We start from the raw sequence: 20,583 nt of genomic DNA, 5'->3' as shown, positions 1-20,583 counted from the left end.
GTAACGGTGATGTGTCCGCGGGAAGCGGACCTTCACCGACAAGAGGGAATGCTATGAAGAAGGTTGCCACCGTGGCGATCGCCACCCTTCTTTTTGCCGGTTGCGCCAATGCCGCCATGGAAAAGATGGTCGGAGGCGCGCCGATGTACCCCAGCAAGACCATCGTGGAGAACGCGTCCCAGTCGAAGGACCACACCACGCTCGTCGCCGCCGTAAAGGCCGCCGGGCTGGTCGACACGCTGAGCGGCAAGGGTCCCTTCACCGTCTTCGCCCCGACCAACGAGGCCTTCGCTGCATTGCCCGCCGGCACGGTCGACACCCTGCTGAAGCCGGAGAACAAGGGCCAGCTGACCAAGGTGCTGACCTACCACGTCATTCCCGGCAAGCTGGACGCCAAGGACATCGTGGCGGACATCAGGAAGGGCAACGGCAAGGCGATGTTGAAGACGGTGGAAGGGATGCCGCTGACCTTCACCCAGTCCGGCGACACCGTGACGGTCGCCGATGCGTCGGGCAACACCGCCCGCGTGACCATCGCCGACGTCCAGCAGTCCAACGGCGTCGTCCATGTCATCGACAAGGTTCTGCTGCCGAAGTGACGGCCCAAGGCGCGTTACGGCGAGCGGGCGGCAGGGTGCAGCAATCCCCCGCTTGGCATGCCGCTGCCTTATGAAGTCGGCTTGTCGGCTGACTGCTTGCCGCCGCGATACTGCTTCAAGAACTTCTTGAACATATCCACTTCCGCGACGCGGGAGCGGATCGTGCCGACGTCGATCAGGCCCATCGCCTGTTCGGGGCGGGTCAGAATGCGGAAAGCATCCTCGTTCGGCCCGCCCTTCATCGACCCTTCGAAGTCCTTCTTCAACAGGTTCAACCCGTTGCCGTCGCCGGCCAGCGCCAGCGCCACGGCCCGGTTCAGCACCAGCTGCGACATGTTGGGGTCGAGCGGCTTGCCGGGCGAAGGCGGCGGCCCGATCACCTTGTTCAGCGCCAGTGCCGCCGCATCCCACTTCTGCCCCTTCCAGGCGATGTCGACGCGCAGCAGGTTGGCGTTGGTGCTGTCGTCCTGGGCCAGAAGCTGCATCGCCTCGTCACCGCGGTTCAGCTCCGCCAGCGCCTTGGCCTGCATCAGCCGGCGTTCGGCCGCCAGATCGGCCGGCAGTCCGGCGACGTTCGACAGCTCCAGCGCCTTCAACGCCTCATCAGGCTTGTTGTCGAGCAGCCGAACGGAGGCCAGCCGTGTGCCGACCCGCGCCTTGTCCAGCCCGGACAGCCGGTATTCCACCTGATGCTGCAGCAGGTCGGCCGCCCGGTTCAGCAGGTCGATGGAAATCAGCCGTTCGGCCAGCTGCCGGATGATCTCGTCGCCGGCCTCGCCCACCGGGGTCAGCTCGCGGAACTGGTCGTAGAGCTGCATGGCGTCCAGCGTCGGCAGGCGCTGCGCTCCATCCTTGAACAGGTCGGCAAAGATGCGCGACATCTCCTTGGTGATCGCCTCCGCCCTGGGCGTGTCGGCGACCAGGGCCGCCGTTTCCTTCATCGTGTTGAAGCCCTTGGCATATTCGCCACCGGCGATCAGCACCTCGCCCATGCGCGAGCGGATCTGCATCTCCAGATCATCGCCGCGCCAGGTGAAGGTCAGACCGGCCAGCTGCTCCGCCGCCGCCGTCGGCGACATCTTGCCTTCCGACAGTTCCAGATTGGTCAGCGCCAGCCCGGCCTTGGCGCGGTACAGCCGGTCATAGCTGTTATAGGCGGCAGTCAGTTGCTGGCGCGCCTGATCGATCTCGCCGGTCTGGGCATAGAGCAGGCCGCGCAGATACTGGGTCTGCGGGTTCTCCTCCTGATCGGGGCCGCCATGCTCGATGACGCGGTCGAACAGCCGTTTGGCGGTGGCGGTATCGCGCGTTTCCAGCGCCGCCTCCGCCGCCCGCAGCCCGAGCTTGCCGAGCATCGGGTCGGGGTAGCTGTTCAGGATCTGGCCGGACGCCTTGAATCCAGCCATCGCCTTGGGCCAGTCGCGGCGGTCGGCGGCGATGGCGGCGCGCCACAGGTTGGCCTCCGGATTGCCGGCCAGCGCGGAGATCGACAGGTCGGCCTCGCCGCCATCCAGATCGCCGGTCAGCACGCGGGCGGCACCGCGCAACGCCCGGAACTCCGGCCAGCCTTCCAGGTCGGGCTGGTTCTGTTGCAGCACGTCCAGCAGGCCGAGCGTCTCCTGCCCGAACCCGTTGGCGAAATAGAAGCGTGCGAGGTCGAGCTGCGCCTTGGCCCGCTCCGATTCCGGGGCATTGACGACGGCAAGCTGAAGATCCTGCCGCGCCTCGGTGAAATGGTCGAGGTCGCCGCGCTTCCAGGCCGGCAGGTTGAACAGCCGGCGGCCCTGCATCTGGGCCGGCTGCGCCTTGGGCGGTTCCATCGCGGCCGATGCGCCGCCGGTCGGCGGGACCGGAACCGGAGCCGCAGCCAGTTGCGCCGGAACCGGCTGGGGCGCCGCCTGCGGCGGAGCGGACGCCTGGGCGGGCGGCGGTGCAACGGCCGGGTTGCCGGCATCGGCGGCAGGCGAGATGTGCAGGCCGCCGGCAGTGGTCAGTTCCACCCCCTCCTTGATCGCCCGCACCGTCACATTGTCGGAGATCGGCCGCACCACCACGCCCTGATAGGAAGCCATGACCTCCAGATCGGGGTAGCGGTGGGGTTCGGGCACACCCTGCCCCGGGCTGGGCAGCGGCACCACCTGGATGCGGTCGCCGACGTCGGGATCGGCGAACTGCACCACGTTGGCTGCGTCGGGCGCCCGTACCAGCAGCCGGGCACCCAGCAGGAAATCGGGGTCGGGCTCCACCCGCAGATCGCCGGCGCTGCCCATGTTGGCGGGGCGGGCGGAGGACAGGATGCGCCACGTGGTACCCTGCCGCTCCACCGTCGGCCATACCATCGGGCCGATCTTGGTGCGGAAGACACTGCCGCCGGTCGCTGGAACCGGCTCCACCGCCCCCATCAGTTCGGAACCGGGGCCGCTGAGCTTGCCGGCGCCGATCGGCATCGGCCGGTCGAACGCGATATACAGCTGCCCCGCCCGCGGATAGACGGCAATGGAGGCCGGCCCCCCGGTGTCGAAGGTCAGAACCGGCCCCTTCAGACCGGCCGCCGGCTGGGCCTTCGCATCCGCAGACACCGCGGGCGCCGCCTTGACGTCGGCCGGCGGCGCGGCGGCGGGCGGAGTTGCCGGGGTGGCGGCCGGGGTGGCTGCGGCGGCATTCGCCGTTGCGGCCGAGCGGCCGGAAGTCGCCGACGCCACCGTCGGTGCGTCCTTGCCACCTTCCTTAACCACATCCTTCGCCGGGACCGGCTGGCTGGTCCCCTGGCTTGCCCCAGCGTTCCCCCCGGCATTCCCCGGCCCGGTCGGAGCGCCCTGGGAGGACGCCCCTTCGCTCTTGGGCAACCCGGCGCGGGAGCCCGGATTGCCGACGGACAGCACCATCGACTTGCCGGACACGCTGTCGGCCACCTCGGCGTCTTGCGGCACGGCGAGCGTCACCGCCAGCGACCCGTCGGGCTGGCGGTAGGATTCGATGTTCCGGATGTTGCGCAGCGGCGCCTTCGACAGGGCCGACAGGTCGGCGGTGCCGCCCTTCTCGAATGCGACCGTCACCGCGGCGCCGTCACGGCTCACCTTGTATCCGACCGGTGCCGGCCAATCGAAGCTCAGGCGGCTCTGGTCGGGCTGGTCGGTCCCCTGCACCCGCAGCCGGCCGGCGGACGCCACCGGCTTCGCGGAATCCGCCTTCGCAGGCGCAGGCGCGGGTGTCGCACTCTCACTCTTGGCGGCCGCCGCGGCCTGTTGCGACGCGGCTCCCGCCGCCGCGGGCGACAGGTCGATGGCGACGGCGTTGCCGTTGCGGAAACTCTTCAGTGCGACCGGACGCTTCAGGTCGAAGGAGACGGTCTTGCCGTCGGCCTCCACCCGTCCGGAGGCGAGATAGTCGGGCAGCGCCCGCACCAGCCGGTCCAGCGGGGCGTCGATCGGCTCGGTGAAGCTGATGACCAGCCGGTCGCCCTCTACCGCCGCAGTGAAATCGACCTTGCCCGGCCAGTCGAAGACCAAGCGGCCAAAATCCTTGTGGGTGCCGCCCCGCACCGGCACGGAGGCGGCGTCAGCAGCCATGGGCGACAGCAAAACCGGCACGGCCAGCAGCGCCACCGCGGCGGCACAGCCGCGCAGCCAGCGCTTCCTTCGATGGGCCGACCGGTCCGTCACCTCAATCAGCTCCTTCCTCTCGCACCACGATGTCCACCGGCAGGCGCCCACCACCGGCAATTCCCGCCCTGTCCACCGGCATCATCACCGCCCGCGCCACCAGATCGCGGCGATAGCCGGTCTCGCGCAGAGCCGCGGATACCGCCACCGCCCGGGTCAGAGCCCGTTCCCAGGCGACGCCACCGGTCGCATCCTCGTGCTCGGCATGGCCGACCAGCTCGATGCGGTTTCCGATGCGGCCGATGACGGCGCCCAGCAGGAACAGAACCCGTCGCCCCTCCTCGGTGAAGGCGGCGCCGGTGGGATCGAACATCCGCTCGCCGGGCAGGCGGATGACGACCCGGTCATCCTCGCGCCGGACATCGACCACCGCCAGCTCCGCATTCGACCGCAGGTGACTTCCCAACAAGGCCGCCAGATAATGCAGGTCGATGGCCGCCCTTGCCTCCACCGCCATGGCGTTGAAGGCGGCACCGGGGTCGTTCGGCCGGTCGGACGGCGTGCTGGCGGTGGACCGCGCGGCGGGGATCGCCTCCGACACGCCCTTCGCCAGACGGGTCCAGCGCTCGGCCTCCGGCTCGCTCATCGAATACATCAGCACGAAGAAGGCGAGCATCAAGGAGATCAGGTCGGTGAAGCTGATCAGCCACAGCGTCTTGCGATGGCCACCGCGATCATCCGATCCTGCCTTGCCGGCGATCCCGGGAACACGGATCATTTCCGCACCTCGCCACCAGTCGGTGCCGTCTTCGCCGCAGCCATCTTCGCCGCTGCCGGCTTTGCGGCCGGCCGGGTTGCCCCCTCATCGTCCCAGCGCAGGGAGAACAGCAGCCGTACCCCCCCGGGCTCGCCACGTTCGATCCCGACGGTGACGTTGCGGGCCGGCGCCCCATCCTCGACCAGCGCGCGGGCCAGCACGCCGGCACGGGCGACCGGCCCCGGCGGCTGGCTCGGCGTTCCCGTCGGGCCGATGCCGAGCAGCGCGTCCAGTTCCACCCGCTCGCCCTGGCGCGACTGGCGCAACGCATCGGCGATGCGGTCGATCAGCCCCTGGCGGTCCGCCCGCAGGGTCATGGTACCGGGAAGGAACAGGTCGTCCGCGGGCAGACGTACCTCCAGCAACTGGCCGGGGGCGACCACCTCCACCTTGGACACCGCGACGGTCGTGGCGAACAGGGTCCCGACATCCTCCAGCCGCTGTACGGCGAAGACGGTCCCGGCACGCGAGGCCACCGGTTCGGATCCCTCGCGCAGGCGCGGATCGATGACGAAGCTGGGGAAGGTCCGCTCCAGCGAGGCGGCGACCGCCTTCACCTTCTGCACCGTCTGCACCGAATGGGCGTTCAGCACGATGAAGAAGACCAGAAGCAGCAGGAACAGCGACAGCAGAAGGAGAATGCTGCCGTTGTTCGGGTTGGCATGCCCATCCGCACCTGCGGCACGCCCGGCCCGTAGCGGCAGCGGCAGCCCGGCATTCCCCGCCCCCGGGCCAGCGGTGGTCCCGGTGCCGGTTCCAGCACCTTGGGCCGCGTGGCCGCCGGACCTGCTGATGAGGGAGCCGGGCAGCATGGCGTCAGTCGAAGCTGGCCAGCAGACGGTCGATCTCGTCCTGGTCCATGGCGTTGCCGGGCAGCTGCGGGCCGTGCAGAAGCTGCTGATCCGCTTCCTCCGCACTCATCGGCTCGAAATGGGCAGCGGCCTCCGCCTCTTCCGCCGCCAGCTTGGCCAGCCGCGGGGCGTGGTTCTGCCGCACCTCGCTGCCGAAGGCGGCGACGATCATGTCGACCTTCGATTCGATGTGCTTCAGCGTGCGCACCACCTTGCTGATGCGCTGGCCGGTAATATCCTGGAAGTTGCAGGCTTCGTAGATCGCGGTGATCTGCTCGTTCAGCTTCGCCGAGGTGTCGGCGTCCGACTGGCCGGCGATGGCACCGATGGCGTCGCAGGCATCGAAGATGGCGAAGGTCGCCTTCTCCGTCGCACCGATCACTGCGTCCAGCTCGTCCGTCGCAGTGCGGATGTGCTCGTCGCGGATTTCGGCCGGCTGGAGCGCCGCGATCTCCTGCTTGGCCGTCTCGATGTACTTGGCGAGGTCGACGACCTCCTTGTACAGGCGCAGGTCGGTGGCGGAGATGTCGCCGTCCAGGCTGCCCAGGATGTTGCGGACGATGTCCGTCACCTCCTCACGCGACAGCGGCTGCGCAGCCTCGGCGAAAGCGGTGTCGAGGCGCTGTCTCAGGAGCTTCTGTTCCGTCACGGCGGATTGGGCGGAGAAGGTCATCGGGCGTGTCCAGCGAGAGGGGCAAAGCCTTGGCGGAATATGCCGGAACCTCCCCGGTCCGCGCCCTCCAGCGAGCGCACCGTCGGTGCCTTTCGTGGCCGGAGGTTCGATGCTCCGACCGCTTGTGGCGCCCAACCGTCCCAGGAACTGTCCGAGCCGTCCAAGCCTATGGCGGGAGGGTTAAGAGCCCGTAAAGATGACCCTGCCGATGGTCCTGTCACAGCGCCTGAGTTGCCAGCGCGTCACACTGTGGCCCGCGCGACCGCATCGGCGCGGGCATCGCCGGGGACCTGGATCAGAACAGACCGGCGGCGGCCGGCGCACCAAGAAGCGCGATCAGGACCAGCACGGTGACGGCAATCAGCCGCTCCGTCGTCGACCAGCGTTTCCAGTCCTTTCTGAAGCTTTTCAGTTCGTCGGCCATGACAAACCTTCCGGGGTTCGAGAACTACATTGCAACGCAACGAAACTGCATCGGGTCCAGTTGACGCATGGTTAAAATCGCCATCCGGTGCGATCATCCCTGACCACTGGCACAGAAATGCCACAGTCACGGGGGTGAGACTCCTGATCCAGGTCAAACATCGGTCAAATTTTTTATATTTCCCATCTCGCGGGCGGCGATGAGCCCGTCTCCGGCGGCGTGCCACTTACGGCCGCTTCCGATACCGGGCGGCGATGCCTAGATGATAAGCTCTAGATCAAGCCTCCGATGCCGGAGGCATCTGGCCTCCGATGCCGGGGGCGCCGATGGGAGATGCGGATGGCGAAGGGAACCGACCTGAAGATCGGGCTTGCGCTGGGCAGCGGTGCGGCGCGCGGCTGGGCGCATATCGGCGTCCTGCGCGCGCTCGAGGAGATCGGGATCAGGCCCGACGTCATCTGCGGCACCTCCATCGGCGCTGCGGTGGGGGCGGCCTATCTGACCGACCAATTGGACGAGCTTCAGGCCTGGGCACAGAAGATGGGCTGGCTCGGCATGCTGGGCATCATCGACCTCACCTTCCGCCGCGGCGGTCTGGTGGCGGCGGAGAAGGCGTTCGGGCGTTTCGACAACGAGCGCAGCAACGTCCTGATCGAGGATCTGCCCTTCCCCTTCGCCACGGTCGCCACCGACCTGTCGACCGGGCGCGAGATCTGGCTGCGCGACGGGCCCCTGATGTCGGCGGTGCTGGCGTCGGCCGCAATGCCCGGCCTGTTCCCGGCGGTGCGGCGCGACCACCACCTGCTGGTGGACGGCGCGCTGGTCAACCCGGTGCCGGTTTCGCTCTGCCGGGCGCTGGGCGCCGATGTGGTGGTCGCGGTCAACCTGAACAGCGAACTGTCGCCGCTGGGCCGGCCGAATGGCCGCGGCAATGGCAAGACAGTGACGGCCAAGGCCCCGGAGCCGGTGGTGGCCGGCGGCGATGCCACCTCCCCCGCCCTGTCGCACCTGACCAGCCAGATCTCCACCTGGCTCGGCCGCAAGCCCAGCCGGCGCACCCAGTTCCTGGCCGACCAGATCGACGACGCCCAGGCCCACAAGCAGATGCCCAACGCGCTGGAGGTGATGGCCGGTTCCATCGATATCATGCAGGACCGCATCACCCGGTCCCGTTTGGCCGGCGAACCGCCGGACGTGCTGATCGCGCCGCGGCTGGCCCATATCGGCATCCTGGAATTCGACCGCGCCGCCGAAGCGGTGGAGATCGGCCATGCCGCCGCCTCCATGCTGCGCCCCTCCATCGAACTGGCCCTGCGCCGCGCCTGACCGGTTGCGCTGGAGACCGTTCTGGTCTTCCGTATCAGTCCGATATCCGCAGTGACCCGGCGTCCGCCCGGGCACCCTCCCCGACTGCCGCGAGAGCCAGCGCCCATGAGCCAATCTGCGCCGTCCGACACCGTCGCCACCCTTCTCGCCAGCGGGACGCCGCATTGGGGCAGCAACGGCACGGTGTTGGACGGCAGTTCCGTCGGCGGCGCCGTTACCGTCACCTATGGGTTCCTGACGAGTTCGCGGCAGGTTTCCTCCACCGACTCTACCGGCTTCGCCGCCATGAACACCGCCCAGCGCACCGCCGTCCGGCAGGCGCTGGCGGCCTGGAGTGCCGTCGCCAACATCAGCTTCGTGGAGATCTCCGACGCCGCCAGCGCCGCGGTTGCCTTCGGAACCAACCGGCAAAGCGGCCAGTCGGCGGCCTACGCCTATTATCCGTCCACCAGCACCCAGGGCGGTCAGGTGTTCCTGGCCAACGACAGCGCGGGCAACGCCAACCCGACGGTCGGCAGCTACAGCTACATGACCGTCATCCATGAAATCGGCCATGCGTTGGGCCTGAAGCATCCCGGCGACTACAATGCCGGCAGCGACGACGGGACGGAGGGCCCCTATCTGCCGGCAGCGACGGACAATTATGCCTACAGCATCATGTCCTACAACGAGAACGACGCGCTGCCCTCGGGCACCTACCTGACCGGCCCCAGCCTCTACGACATCGCCGCGATCCAGTATCTCTACGGCGCCAACATGGCGACCGGAGCCGGCGACACCGGCTACACGCTGAACACCGGAACCTTCACCACCCTGTGGGACCCCAACGGCCACAACAGCCTGAACGGCAGCGCCCAGACGCTGTCCCTGTCGCTGGACCTCCGCACCGGCCAGTTCAGCAGCGCCGGCAGCACCACCTTCCTGGCGCTGGCCTATGGCACCAGGGTACAGCTGGCGACCGGCGGCAGCGGGAACGACAGCTTCACCGTCAACAATCTGGGCAATGTCCTGGATGGCGGCGCCGGAACCGACACCGCCGTTTTCAGCGGCAGCCGGGCGCAGTACCGCGTCCAACTGCTGGACGCCGGCCGCTATATCGTCAGCGGCGCCGACGGCAACGACCTGCTGACCAACATCGAGTATCTACGCTTCTCCGACGGCAGCACCGCGCTGTCGTCCATGGTGTCGGGCAGCTTCGACGCGCTGCGCTACGTCGCCTCCAACACCGACCTGATCGCGGCATTGGGCACCAACGCGGCAGCGGCAACGCAGCATCTCGTCGGCGCCGGCGTCTATGAGGGGCGCAGCCTGACCGGCTTCGACCCCTACAATTATCTCGCCGGCTATGGCGACCTGCTGAGCAGCTTCGGCAGCGACGTCACCGCCGCGACCCGCCATTACATCGAGGTCGGCAACCGCGAAGGCCGCAGTTCCTCCCTGTTCGACACACTGTCCTACCAGGCCAGCAACCCCGACCTGATCGCCGCCTTCGGCAGCAACCGCGAGGCGGCGGAGCTGCATTACATCGTCAGCGGCCGACTGGAGGGCCGCTCGCTGACCCGCTTCAACGCCGCCGCCTATCTGGCCGCCAACCCGGACGTCAACACGGCCGTCGGCGGCAACCTGACCGCCGCCAAGCAGCATTACGTCAGCTTCGGCTATGCCGAGGGACGGGCGGTGGCCTGAACAGACGGGCCTGAGCGCCGGTCACTTCGCCGGCCATATCCAGGTCAACTCGTGCTTGTTGTGGTGCAGGTGGAGCACCCGGCCGCCGGGGATCTCGGCGAAGGCTCGGGCGGTCTCATGGTCGGTTTCCGCCTGGAACTTCAGCGTGCAGATGAAGCGCTTGGCGAACCCGCTGTCCATCCACTCCTTCACCAGCCGCAGCAACCGGGTCGGATAACAGATCACGTCGCAGCACAGCCAATCCACCGGCCCGACCGTCGCCGGCTTAAGGCCGAAGGCGCTCTCCTGGCGGATTTCCACCCGCGGCAAGGCCGCGATGGCCGGATCAAGCGGCGCCTTGTCGACGCTGACCACCGACGCCCCCAGCTCGTGCAGCACCCAGGTCCAGCCACCTGGGCAGGCACCGAGGTCGAGGCAGCGGTCGCCCGGCCCCGGCTGCTCCCCGAACAGGGTCAGCGCCTCCCACAGCTTCAGATAGGCACGGTTGGGCGGGGCGGTGCGGTTCTCGACGAAGGTCACCTCACCGTTGCGGAAGGGGCTGGAGCAGCGCGCTGCGGCGATGATGGTGGACTCGTCGGTCAGCGTCCAGGACCCCAGAGGCGCGGTCGGCAGCGGCGACGGGAAGACCACCGGCTTTGCCGAGACGTGCGGCAGATTTTCCTGAATGAGAGCCGCGCGACGGTGATACCGTTGCGACCACAGCGCCCAATTGCGCTGGATCCCGCGCAAGGCCTTGGCCCCGCCCTTGATCGAGGCGAATTCGATGCGCACCGGGTCGTACCAGATGTTCTGCGCCCAGGCCGCCGGCCGCGCCGGCCCGTCGACGAAGACCAGCCGGCCGTCGACCGTCGCGACGTCCCCCAGTTCCGCCACCAGATCGTCGAGGAAGCCGTCCGCCGCCAGATAGACCGTCTGGCCGAGCGGGGTCACCGCCGCGCCGGGAGGGGCTTGCGGAGCGGTACCGGGTGCGTTTTGGGGGCTGCTGTCGTCCATGCCACACGGGCTACCGCCGCCGGCCGGCGAATGCAAGCGCAAGGATGCGACCGCCTTCCCCGACCACCCCTTTCGGCGTCACGCGAAGGGGGCTGTGACAAAGCGTCTCGGAAACTCTTATATGCGATTGGCTCGCAATTGCTGCATTGACAACGATTCTCACTCTCAGCTATTGCTGGGCTCGGGACATCTTTCTGAAACCGACCGTCGCCGAGGGCTTATGTACGTCTGCATCTGCCACGCGTTGAACGATAAGAAGATCAAGGCTGCGTTCGATCAGGGCGCCACGACCCCGGCCTCGGTGTTCCGCCATCACAATTGCCAGGTTCAGTGCGGCAAATGCGTGTCCACCATGCGCAGCATGGCCAGCGAACACCGCGCCGTCTGCGCCCAGCAGGCCGCCGCCACCGTCACTGCGACACCGGTGTCAGCCCCCTGCTGCACCACCGCGATCCCGGAAGCCGCCAACGCCGAGGCCATTCCCGCCTATGCCGTCGCGGCCGAGTGACCGCGCGCACATCAGTCTAGGACTGCTCTCCTCCGGCTCTACCACTTCCGACTTTCCGCTCAATATCGGGTCTACAACCTCGCCTTTAGGCTGCGACAGATTGCGCGCCGTCTATGATTTTTGGGCGGATTGACCCGGCCCCGCCAATCCGGCACAAAAGCGTCACCAAAACAAAAGAACGCCGTCAAAATGACGGCGTATAAGAACGCCAATGGGCCGGGTGAAACCAGCCCTGGAGGAAACGCAATCCAACCAGGAAGACTTCCTTGGCCTCCGGGTTTGCCTTGTCCTTGACGGATCGGGCAGCCCGGCGGGATTTGGATTCAGGCTGGCATTCCGCAATTGCTAAATCGCACTGCAAGAACAGGACGGCATCTCCCAATCGGGCTGTGCCAACTGCGCTTCGGGTGCGTTTTCGCAGTATCGGCACGGGGCTATCCTGCCAATCGGCCGAGAGGTCAAAAACGGTTGAGGATCAAAGGAGGACACTTCATGAGCCGCCGCAACCGGCAAGCCTTCGACACGCTGAGCCGTGATCTGGTGCTGCGCGCCACCGACCGCATGGAAACCCTGCGGTCCATGGTGGAACGTGCGGACAGCGACCGGCGAGAGACGTGGGAACGCACGCTCGACCGTCTTCGCGGCCTGAACAATCGCGCCATCGCCCGCATCGAGGCCGCCCATCTGGCCGACGACGACGCCTGGCCCTTCGCCCGTGCCCAGGCCGATCAGGCGATGATGGACCTGATGCGTGCGCTCGACGATTTCGACGGCCATCTGCGCCTGCTGGCCGCATAAGGCCGGCGAAGCCCTTCAAAAGTGAAAGGCCCTCTCCCGCGGGAGAGGGCCTTTTCGTTGTCAAGACGCCCCGAAATCCAGCCCCCAGGCCGAATAACGTTCCGGATCATCGACCCAGCCTTCGCGCACCTTCACGAACAGGATCAGGTGGACGCGGCGTTCCAGCATCTCCGTCAGCTCTTTCCGCGCGGCGGAACCGAGAGCCTTGATCCGCTGGCCGCCCTTGCCCAGCACGATGGCCTTTTGGCTCTCGCGCTGCACGAAGATGACCTGCGAGATCTTGACCGAGCCGTCCTCGAACTCCTCCCACACCTCGGTTTCGACCGTGGCGGAATAGGGAAGCTCTTGGTGAAGCTGCAGGAACAGCTTCTCGCGGGTGATCTCCGCCGCCAGCAGGCGCATCGGCATGTCGGAGATCTGGTCCTCCGGGAAATGCCACGGCCCTTCCGGCAGCCGGTCGGCCAGGAACTGCTTCAGATCGGCGACGCCGTCCTCGGTGAAGGCCGACACCATGAAGATGTCGGAGAAGATGCCTTCCTGCCGGAAGGCGTCGGCGATACCCAGCAGGACGTCGCGCTTCACCAGATCGATCTTGTTCAGGATCAGGATCGCCTCACGCCCCTGCTCCTTCAGGCGGGCGACGATGCTGCGGGTGTCCTCATCGATGGAGCGGCGCGACACGTCATAGAGCACGCCGATCACGTCGGCGTCCTCGGCACCCTGCCAGGCCGCCGCCACCATGGCCCGATCCAGCCGGCGCTTCGGCTTGAAGATGCCGGGGGTGTCGACGAAGATCATCTGGGCGTCGCCCTGGATGGTGATGCCCAGCACGCGGGTGCGCGTGGTCTGCACCTTCGGGCTGACGATCGACACCTTGCTGCCGATCATCGCGTTCAGCAGCGTCGACTTGCCGGCATTCGGCGCCCCCACCAGGGCGATGAAGCCGCAGCGCGGATGCTCCGGCATCGCAGGCAGGGGCGGCAGGACGGAGATGGACTGCCCGCGCGGGACATCCTCATCGTCGAACTCCTCGTCCTCGTACTCGCCGTCTTCGTCGTCGAAGTCGCCCTCTTCGGCGTCCTCGCCTTCGAGATCGGCTTCCTCATTTTCAAGCGCCTCGTCGTCCGTCACGGACTCCGGAGTCGGCTCCGCAGCCTCGGATCCAGGCTGAATCTTGTTCTTGTCGATGTCGTCGCGACCGTCAGTCATCGACTTGCACTCCCACCTGGCGCAGCAAAGCGCTGGCCGCCTTCTTTTCCGCGATGCGCTTGGACGAGCCCGACCCGGAGACCGGCTCCATGCCCGCCACATGCACCGCAACCACGAACAGCGGCTCGTGCGCCGGGCCGCTGCGTTCGATCAGTTCATAACGGGGCAGCGGCTTGCCACGCCCCTGCGCCCATTCCTGCAAGGTCGTCTTGCTGTCCAGCGGCGGCGGCGTCGCCTTGTCGATCTCGCCGGCCAGCGCCTGCCGGACGAAGCGCGTCACCGGCTCCAGACCGCCATCAAGATACATGGCCCCCAGCACCGCCTCGCAGGCGTCGCCCAGGATGGTGCGGTTCTCGCGTCCGCCGCTCTGCGCTTCCGCCGGCGACAGGCGCAGATAGGCGCCCAGCCCGATGGCGTCGGCGACGCGGCCGAGCGACTCCCGGCGCACCAGCGCGGCGTGCCGCTTGGCCAGCGCCCCCTCGCGTTCGTTCGGATAGCGCTCCAGCAGCCACTGCGCGACGACCAGCCCGACGACGCGGTCGCCCAGGAACTCCAGCCGCTCATAGGCGATGCCCGGCCCCTTGTGCGACTTGCGGCCGGTCCGCTCCAGCCCCATCAGGCTGGGGTGGGTCACGGCATCGCGCAGCAGCGACAGGTCGGAAAACCCGTAGCCCAGTGCATGCGCAAGCCCGGCAACGTCCGCGGATTGGACGGCACCGTCGGGCTGGGGATCAGAGCCAGCACCCGGATCGGCAGGCGCCTTGGTGACGGTGGACACTTACCGGACTCCGTTGAACAGGCGGCTGAAGCGCAGGTCGACCGGCCAGCGCCAGATCTCGTAGAAGCGCGTGCCCTCGTCGAGCGAGAAGAACAGGAACTCGGCGCGGCCGACCAGATTCTCGATGGGAACGAAACCGACCTGCGACGGCACGCGGCTGTCCAGCGAGTTGTCGCGGTTGTCGCCCATCATGAACAGATGGCCCGGCGGCACTTTGAACACCGGCGTGTTGTCGAGCGGGCCGTTGTCCGACTCCTCGATGATCCGGTGGGTGCGGCCGTTGGGAAGCGTTTCGATGAACTGCGCGGTGCGGATGCTGCGGCCCAGCGAATCCGTGGTCACATAATCCTCGATCCGCTCCCGCTTCACCGGCTGGCCGTTGATATGCAGGATGCCGCCGATCATCTGAATGCTGTCGCCCGGCAGGCCGATCACGCGCTTGATGTAGTCGGTCTTGTTGTCGCGCGGCAGCTTGAACACCGCCACGTCGCCGCGCTCCGGCTCGGAGCCCAGGATGCGGCCATCGAAGAGCGGCAGGCCGAAGCCGACCGTATATTTGCTGTAGCCGTAGCTGAACTTCGACACGAACAGGTAATCGCCGATCAGCAGGGTCGGGATCATCGACCCCGACGGGATGTTGAACGGCTCGAAGGCGAAAGTCCGTACGCCGAAGGCGATCAGCACGGCGAAGATCACCGTCTTGACGGTTTCGGCGAACCCGGATTCCTTGGTCTTGGCGCCGGGCGCCGCTTCTTTCTGAAAGGTCATTCTGGGGTCGCCGTCTTGGTGGGCATTTCGGACTGGATGGAGGCGGGCTCGATCGGCTCGGCGCTGATGACGACGAACGCCTCGGCCATCGGGTATTCGTCGGTCAGCGTCACATGGATTCTGGCGCGCATGCCCGGCGGCGTAATCGCCTCCAGCCGGGCCAGCGCCCCGCCGGTCAGGCGCATCGTCGGCTGGCCGGACGGCAGGTTCACCACCCCCATGTCGCGCCAGAACACCCCGTCGCGGAAGCCGGTGCCCAGCGCCTTGGAGCAGGCCTCCTTGGCGGCGAAGCGCTTGGCATAGGTGGAGGCGCGAGCATTGTTCTTCGCGGCAGAGCCGGCGCGGCGTTCGGACTTGGCCTGTTCGACATCGGTGAAGATACGATCGATGAAACGCTTGCCGAAGCGCTCCAGCGACTTCTCGACCCGCCGGATATCGATCAGGTCGTTGCCGATGCCAAGGATGGTGCCGGATATCATCATGCGGAGGCAGCGGCGTTTCGCGCCGTGTCCATCGCCTTGCGCATACGGGCGATCGAGTTGGTCAGACCGACGAAGATTGCCTCGCCGATCAGGAAATGGCCGATGTTCAGTTCGACGATGGTCTGGATCGCCGCCACCGGACCGACCGTGTCATAGCCCAGGCCGTGGCCGGCATGGCATTCCAGCCCGATCGCCTCGGCATGGGCAGCTGCGCGGATGATGCGCGCCAGTTCCACTTCGCGCTCCGCTGGGTCATGGGCATCGCAATAGGCGCCGGTGTGCAATTCTACCACCGGCGCACCAAGACGCTTGGCGGCATCAAGCTGCGCCGGTTCTGGATCGATGAACAGCGAGACGCGGATGCCGGCGGAGCCGAGATCCCCCACCCGGCGCACCAGATGGTCGTACTGGCCGATCACGTCCAGCCCGCCTTCGGTGGTGACCTCGGTGCGCTTTTCCGGGACAAGGCAAGCGGCATGCGGCTTATGGCGCAGAGCAATGGCGAGCATCTCGTCGGTCGCCGCCATCTCGAAGTTCAGCGGACGGTCGATCTCGGCCATCAGCCGTTCGATGTCGCGATCCACGATGTGGCGCCGGTCCTCGCGCAGATGGGCGGTGATCCCGTCGGCCCCGGCCTCGACGGCCAGCCGCGCCGCGCGCACCGGATCGGGATGCGTCCCGCCGCGTGCGTTGCGGACGGTCGCCACATGGTCGATGTTCACGCCGAGGCGGAGAAGACGGGACATGCAAGGACTCCAAAGCGCCGCCGCCCGCCGGAACGGGCGGGGGCGATTCCGTCTATATAGCGGTGCGTCCGCCATCCGTCACGCCGAACCGACCGACGCAATCGCGGATGACAGGGAATTTACCGTCCCAACACCCACCCGGCCGAATGGCCGGACAGGAAAGGCAGCCCAGGTGGTGGCGGATTTCCTTACCTGGATTTGCGGATCAGGTTGTTCATGTAGTCGTTCAGATCGCGGAAATCCTTGACGGTCCATGCATGCGGCGGCACCCGATAACCGTTTTCCTTCAGCGTCTTCGGGATCAGATCCCCGTTGGGGCGGAGTATGACCGACGACACGATAACGCCGGGATAGTCCGCCAAGCGCTTCCTGAAGGCCGGCGTCGTCAAATCGGGAGTCGGGGGGTTGCTCTTGTGCGCCAGCGGGCCCGAGCCCTTCGCATCCGCCCCGTGGCACATGGCGCATCTCTCCACGAACAACCTTTCCCCGTTGTCCGCGTGGGCACCATGAAGTGGCGTCAAGCATAAGGCGGCAACCGAAAACCGCAGGAGCAGCTTATCGAGCTGCATGTCCTCTTCTCCCATCGCACACCACCATGGGGTGTCCTGGCGCTGCGAACCTGTTCCGTGCCTGCGGGAGCATCACCGCCCCCGCGCCCGCTCCACCGAGTGGATGGCCGGAGTGGCGCGCAAGGCGGCCATGATGTTGGTCAGGTGCTTGGCATCCTTCACGTCGATGTCGATCAGCAGCTCGAAATAATCGGTGCTGCGGTTCGTGATCTTCTGATGGATGACGTTGCCCTGATTCTTGCCGATCACCGTGAACAGCGTGCCGAGCGAGCCCTGTTCATTGGCTATGACGACGCTGATGCGGCCGACATGCTCCTCCGGCGAATCCGGACCGGTCTCCCACGACACGTCGATCCAGCGTTCCGGCGATTCGTGGAAGCTCTCCAGCGTCTCGCAATCGATGGTGTGGATCGTCACGCCCTTGCCGGTGGTGACGATACCGACGATGCGGTCGCCGGGCAGCGGATGGCAGCAGCGGGCGTAATGCACGGCCATGCCCGGGATTAGGCCGCGGATCGGCAGGGCCGATTCCTTGCGGGCCTTCGCCTTCGGCTTCGGCGCGCTCTCCTCCGCCTCGCGGACGGCGGGGGCGGCCTGGGCCTTATGGCCGGGGAAGACGGCGTGGAAGACTTCGCGCACCGAATGCAGGCCGGAGCCGACACCCGCCATCAGATCATCGACGGTCGGCTGCTGGAAAATCTTGGCGGCGTTTTCCAGCGCCTTTTCAGCGAACTCGTAGCCTTCCGACTTGAACTGCCGCATCAGCATGCCGCGGCCCAGTTCCATATACTGGGCGCGCTGCTGGGTGCGCAGGAACTTGCGGATGCGGGCGCGCGCCTTGCCGGTGACGACGAAGCGCTCCCAGCCCGGGACCGGCGTCTGCGCCTTGGAGGTGACGATGTCGACCTGATCGCCGTTCTGCAACTGCGTGCGCAGCGGCAGCATGCGGCCGTTGATCTTCGCACCGACGCAATGGTCGCCGACCTGTGAGTGCACCGCATAGGCGAAGTCGACCGGCGTGGCACCGCGCGGCAGCGCGATCAGGTCGCCCTTCGGCGTGAAGCAGAACACCTGGTCCTGGAACAGCTCCAGCTTGGTGTGTTCCAGGAACTCTTCCGGCTTCTGCGCATGCTCCAGGATGTCCAGCAGTTCGCGCAGCCAGCGGTATTCGCCGCCGTTCGGACGCGGCTGGTGGTCCTGCTTGTAGGCCCAGTGGGCGGCCACACCCAATTCGGCGATCTCGTGCATGTCCTGGGTGCGGATCTGCACCTCGATCCGGTTGCGGCCGGGACCGATCACGCCGGTGTGCAGGCTGCGGTAGCCGTTGGGCTTGGGCGTGGAGATGTAGTCCTTGAAACGCCCCGGCACGACCGGATAATGGGCATGCACGATGCCCAGCGCCTGATAGCATTCGCCGACCGAGCCAACCGTGATGCGGAAGGCCATGATGTCGGACAGCTGTTCGAAGCTTACATTCTTGCGCTGAAGCTTGCGCCAGATCGAATAGGCGGACTTCTCGCGCCCCGACACCGATACGTCGGGCAGCCCTTCAGACGCCAGCAGTTCGCGCAGTTCGGTGATGATGGTCTGGACGCGGTTCTCGCCCTCGCTGCGCAGGCGGGCCAGCTGGGCCAGGATGCTGTCGCGCGCGTCGGGGTTCAGTTCCGCGAAGGCAAGATCGTCCAACTCGTCCTTGATCTTGTGCATGCCGATGCGTTCGGCCAGGGGCGAGTAGATTTCGATGGTTTCGCGGGCGATGCGGCGGCGCTTTTCCGGCTTTTTCAGGTGGAACAGCGTGCGCATGTTGTGAAGCCGGTCGGCCAGCTTCACCAGCAGGACGCGGATATCCTCCGACATGGCGATGACCAGCTTGCGGAAATTCTCCGCCTGCTTGGCCTGCTCGCTGTTCAATTCCAGCCGCGACAGCTTGGTGACGCCGTCGACCAGCCGCGCGATTTCCTTGCCGAATACCCGCTCGATGTCTTCGAGCGTGGCGACGGTGTCCTCGACCGTGTCGTGAAGCAGTGCCGTGGCGATGGTGCCGGCGTCCAGCTTCATCTGGGTCAGGATGCCGGCGACCTCCAGCGGGTGGAGGAAATAGGGATCGCCCGACGCGCGCGTCTGCGACCCATGCGCCTTCATCGAGAAGACATAGGCGCGGTTGAGCAGATCCTCGTCGGCGGACGGATCATACGCCTTGACGCGCTCGACAAGCTCATACTGCCGGATCATGCAGCCCGACCCGGCGCGCGCGGCGCCTCAAATGTGTGCGTGGCAGTATTCTGGGCGGTTCTCAGCGAACCAAAGCGGAGCAGGATGCTCCCCACCCTTTTGTTCGGCGAGGGGGCGTTGCGCCCCCTCCGGGTCCTGCGGTCGTTGTCCAGAATTAGAGGTCTCCGTCGGGATCCTCGGTCATGGCGAAACCGGCGCCCGGCTCCGCATCCATGTCGGCGGCGATGTCGTCTTCCTCGCCCAGCTCCTCGCCGTCGCTCTCGCTCATGCCGTCTTCGTCGCCCAGCGAGTTGTTGCCGCGGGCAGCCCAGTCATTCTCGCCGGCCATCAGCTCGACGATCTCTTCCTCAGGCTCGTCCGGCTCGACATGCTTCTGATGGCCCTTGATCAGGGCGTTCTTCAGATACTCCAGCGACACCGTTTCATCCGCGATTTCGCGGAGCGCCACGACCGGGTTCTTGTCGTTGTCGCGGTCGATCGACAGCGGAGCGCCGCTCGCAACCTCGCGGGCGCGCTGGGCGGCCATCATGACCAGCTCGAAACGGTTCGGAACCTTCAGGACGCAATCTTCAACGGTAACGCGGGCCATGCCAGACGAACTCCGGATTCAAAGGAGGCTCTAGACTATATGGATGTGGCCCGATAGGTGCAAGCGCGAACCACAGCGTTGCTGCATTGCGCCAGGGGAAAGCCGCGAGAAGCTTTCCCATCCGTGACGGCATGCCCCTCGCGGACAGTAGGCAACTGTTGCCCTCTTGTATGTTTGCCCATGATACACTAGATTTCAAAATTGGAACGCGGGCATTTGCGCTTGTTCCGTCAATTTTTACCAAGCAGCGACGAAAGGATCCTCACATTGGACCGCAGTTCGACTTTGCCGCGTGATGTCAGCAAGTTGTTTTACAAAGAAGAGCGTCTCGCCCTTTTTATCGATGGCGCCAACCTTTACGCCGCTGCACGCTCATTGGGCTTCGACATCGATTACAAAAGGTTGCGTGACGGCTTTGCCGGGGAAGGCCGGCTTGTGCGGGCCTTCTACTACACCGCCCTGGTCGAGGATCAGGAATATTCCCCGATCCGCCCACTGGTCGACTGGCTCGACTACAATGGCTACACCATGGTGACCAAGCCGACCAAGGAGTTCACCGACGCCTCTGGCCGGCGCAAGATCAAGGGCAACATGGACATCGAGCTTGCCATCGACGTGATGGAAATGGCCGACCATGTCGACCATATCCTGCTCTTTTCCGGCGACGGCGACTTCCGACGGCTGGTGGAAGCGGTTCAGCGCAAGGGCGTGCGCTTCAGCGTCGTCAGCACTGTCCGTTCGCAGCCGCCGATGGTCGCCGACGAACTGCGCCGGCAGGCCGACAACTTCATCGAGTTGCAGGAGCTGGCGCCCTTCATCGCCCGTGCCCACCATCACCGCGAACAGGCGCCCTCTCACCACGACCATCAGAGTGGCCCGACCATGTACGACCCCGATGACCGGGGCTGAGCGTACAGGAAGCCGGCATGAAAA

The 20,583-nt window shown here is 66.4% G+C and carries 20 protein-coding genes; 6 read left to right on the top strand and 14 right to left on the bottom strand.

The genetic code is table 11. The features are described 5' to 3' along the window. The first annotated feature begins 53 nt into the window (after nucleotides 1–53). A complete protein-coding gene (locus J2848_RS02420) occupies nucleotides 54–599 on the top strand; it encodes a fasciclin domain-containing protein (protein ID WP_149230844.1) in 546 nt (181 codons plus the stop codon). Nucleotides 600–667: 68 nt separating this feature from the next. Here the strand turns inward: J2848_RS02420 and J2848_RS02415 are convergent, their stop codons facing one another. The 5 genes from J2848_RS02415 to J2848_RS35840 all read right to left on the bottom strand — a co-directional run bounded on the left by J2848_RS02415 (nucleotide 668) and on the right by J2848_RS35840 (nucleotide 6,966). Then, nucleotides 668–4,261 carry a tetratricopeptide repeat protein gene (locus J2848_RS02415; RefSeq protein WP_149230843.1) on the bottom strand — a complete coding sequence of 1,198 codons (3,594 nt, stop codon included), beginning with the start codon at nucleotides 4,259–4,261 and terminating at the stop codon, nucleotides 668–670. 1 nt (nucleotide 4,262) lies between these two features. Further along, entirely contained in the window at nucleotides 4,263–4,979 is a 717-nt protein-coding gene (locus tag J2848_RS02410; RefSeq protein ID WP_149230842.1) for a flagellar motor protein MotB, read from the bottom strand. Further along, entirely contained in the window at nucleotides 4,976–5,830 is an 855-nt protein-coding gene (locus J2848_RS02405) for a flagellar motor protein MotB (RefSeq protein WP_149230841.1), read from the bottom strand. Before J2848_RS02405 ends, J2848_RS02410 begins: the two co-directional genes overlap by 4 nt. Nucleotides 5,831–5,834: 4 nt before the next feature. Continuing rightward, nucleotides 5,835–6,542, bottom strand: coding sequence for a protein phosphatase CheZ (locus tag J2848_RS02400; protein ID WP_149230840.1), 708 nt, complete (start codon nucleotides 6,540–6,542; stop codon nucleotides 5,835–5,837). 295 nt (nucleotides 6,543–6,837) lie between these two features. Next, nucleotides 6,838–6,966, bottom strand: coding sequence for a hypothetical protein (locus tag J2848_RS35840; protein ID WP_281288553.1), 129 nt, complete (start codon nucleotides 6,964–6,966; stop codon nucleotides 6,838–6,840). A 339-nt stretch (nucleotides 6,967–7,305) separates the two neighbouring features. On the opposite strand from J2848_RS35840, the gene J2848_RS02395 reads away from it, so the two are divergent. Next, the gene (locus J2848_RS02395; RefSeq protein ID WP_149230839.1) at nucleotides 7,306–8,292 is read left to right on the top strand and encodes a patatin-like phospholipase family protein; all 987 of its coding nucleotides are present in this window, start codon (nucleotides 7,306–7,308) and stop codon (nucleotides 8,290–8,292) included. 105 nt (nucleotides 8,293–8,397) lie between these two features. Next, nucleotides 8,398–9,978 (top strand): matrixin family metalloprotease, encoded by a 1,581-nt coding sequence (locus J2848_RS02390; protein ID WP_149230838.1) that lies wholly within the window; start codon nucleotides 8,398–8,400, stop codon nucleotides 9,976–9,978. 21 nt (nucleotides 9,979–9,999) lie between these two features. On the opposite strand, the gene J2848_RS02385 is transcribed toward J2848_RS02390, so the two are convergent. Continuing rightward, complete coding sequence (locus J2848_RS02385; RefSeq protein ID WP_246193778.1) at nucleotides 10,000–10,971, bottom strand: SAM-dependent methyltransferase; 972 nt, start codon at nucleotides 10,969–10,971, stop codon at nucleotides 10,000–10,002. A 220-nt stretch (nucleotides 10,972–11,191) separates the two neighbouring features. Between J2848_RS02385 and J2848_RS02380 the strand changes: the two genes are divergently transcribed. Next, on the top strand, nucleotides 11,192–11,479 hold the full coding sequence (locus tag J2848_RS02380; RefSeq protein ID WP_149230837.1) for a (2Fe-2S)-binding protein: 288 nt from the start codon (nucleotides 11,192–11,194) through the stop codon (nucleotides 11,477–11,479). Between the two features lie 492 nt (nucleotides 11,480–11,971). Then, a complete protein-coding gene (locus J2848_RS02375; protein ID WP_149230836.1) occupies nucleotides 11,972–12,277 on the top strand; it encodes a hypothetical protein in 306 nt (101 codons plus the stop codon). A gap of 60 nt (nucleotides 12,278–12,337) precedes the next feature. Here J2848_RS02375 and era read toward each other — a convergent pair whose 3' ends face one another. From era to rpoZ, 8 genes are all read right to left on the bottom strand, one after another. Then, on the bottom strand, nucleotides 12,338–13,486 hold the full coding sequence (gene era, locus J2848_RS02370; RefSeq protein ID WP_318604910.1) for a GTPase Era: 1,149 nt from the start codon (nucleotides 13,484–13,486) through the stop codon (nucleotides 12,338–12,340). Next, entirely contained in the window at nucleotides 13,479–14,264 is a 786-nt protein-coding gene (gene rnc / locus J2848_RS02365; RefSeq protein WP_149230835.1) for a ribonuclease III, read from the bottom strand. The genes era and rnc overlap by 8 nt, the downstream gene beginning before the upstream one ends. After that, nucleotides 14,265–15,032: a signal peptidase I gene (gene lepB / locus J2848_RS02360; RefSeq protein WP_149230834.1), complete on the bottom strand. Its 768-nt coding sequence runs from the start codon at nucleotides 15,030–15,032 to the stop codon at nucleotides 14,265–14,267. Continuing rightward, nucleotides 15,029–15,514 (bottom strand): holo-ACP synthase, encoded by a 486-nt coding sequence (gene acpS, locus J2848_RS02355; RefSeq protein WP_149230833.1) that lies wholly within the window; start codon nucleotides 15,512–15,514, stop codon nucleotides 15,029–15,031. Before acpS ends, lepB begins: the two co-directional genes overlap by 4 nt. Then, nucleotides 15,511–16,260 (bottom strand): pyridoxine 5'-phosphate synthase, encoded by a 750-nt coding sequence (locus J2848_RS02350; protein ID WP_149230832.1) that lies wholly within the window; start codon nucleotides 16,258–16,260, stop codon nucleotides 15,511–15,513. Before J2848_RS02350 ends, acpS begins: the two co-directional genes overlap by 4 nt. Before the next feature lie 188 nt (nucleotides 16,261–16,448). Next, entirely contained in the window at nucleotides 16,449–16,829 is a 381-nt protein-coding gene (locus J2848_RS02345; RefSeq protein ID WP_149230831.1) for a c-type cytochrome, read from the bottom strand. Between the two features lie 72 nt (nucleotides 16,830–16,901). After that, entirely contained in the window at nucleotides 16,902–19,061 is a 2,160-nt protein-coding gene (locus J2848_RS02340) for a RelA/SpoT family protein (protein ID WP_149230830.1), read from the bottom strand. A gap of 154 nt (nucleotides 19,062–19,215) precedes the next feature. After that, on the bottom strand, nucleotides 19,216–19,650 hold the full coding sequence (rpoZ, locus tag J2848_RS02335) for a DNA-directed RNA polymerase subunit omega (protein WP_149230829.1): 435 nt from the start codon (nucleotides 19,648–19,650) through the stop codon (nucleotides 19,216–19,218). Between the two features lie 306 nt (nucleotides 19,651–19,956). On the opposite strand from rpoZ, the gene J2848_RS02330 reads away from it, so the two are divergent. Next, a complete protein-coding gene (locus J2848_RS02330; protein WP_149230828.1) occupies nucleotides 19,957–20,559 on the top strand; it encodes a LabA-like NYN domain-containing protein in 603 nt (200 codons plus the stop codon). The last annotated feature ends 24 nt before the right edge of the window (nucleotides 20,560–20,583 follow it).

It is taken from the genome of Azospirillum lipoferum (assembly GCF_024170005.1).
Taxonomy (GTDB): domain Bacteria; phylum Pseudomonadota; class Alphaproteobacteria; order Azospirillales; family Azospirillaceae; genus Azospirillum; species Azospirillum lipoferum.
Note: the sequence above shows the minus strand (reverse complement) of the source record. Positions and strands in the feature narration are given on the sequence as shown.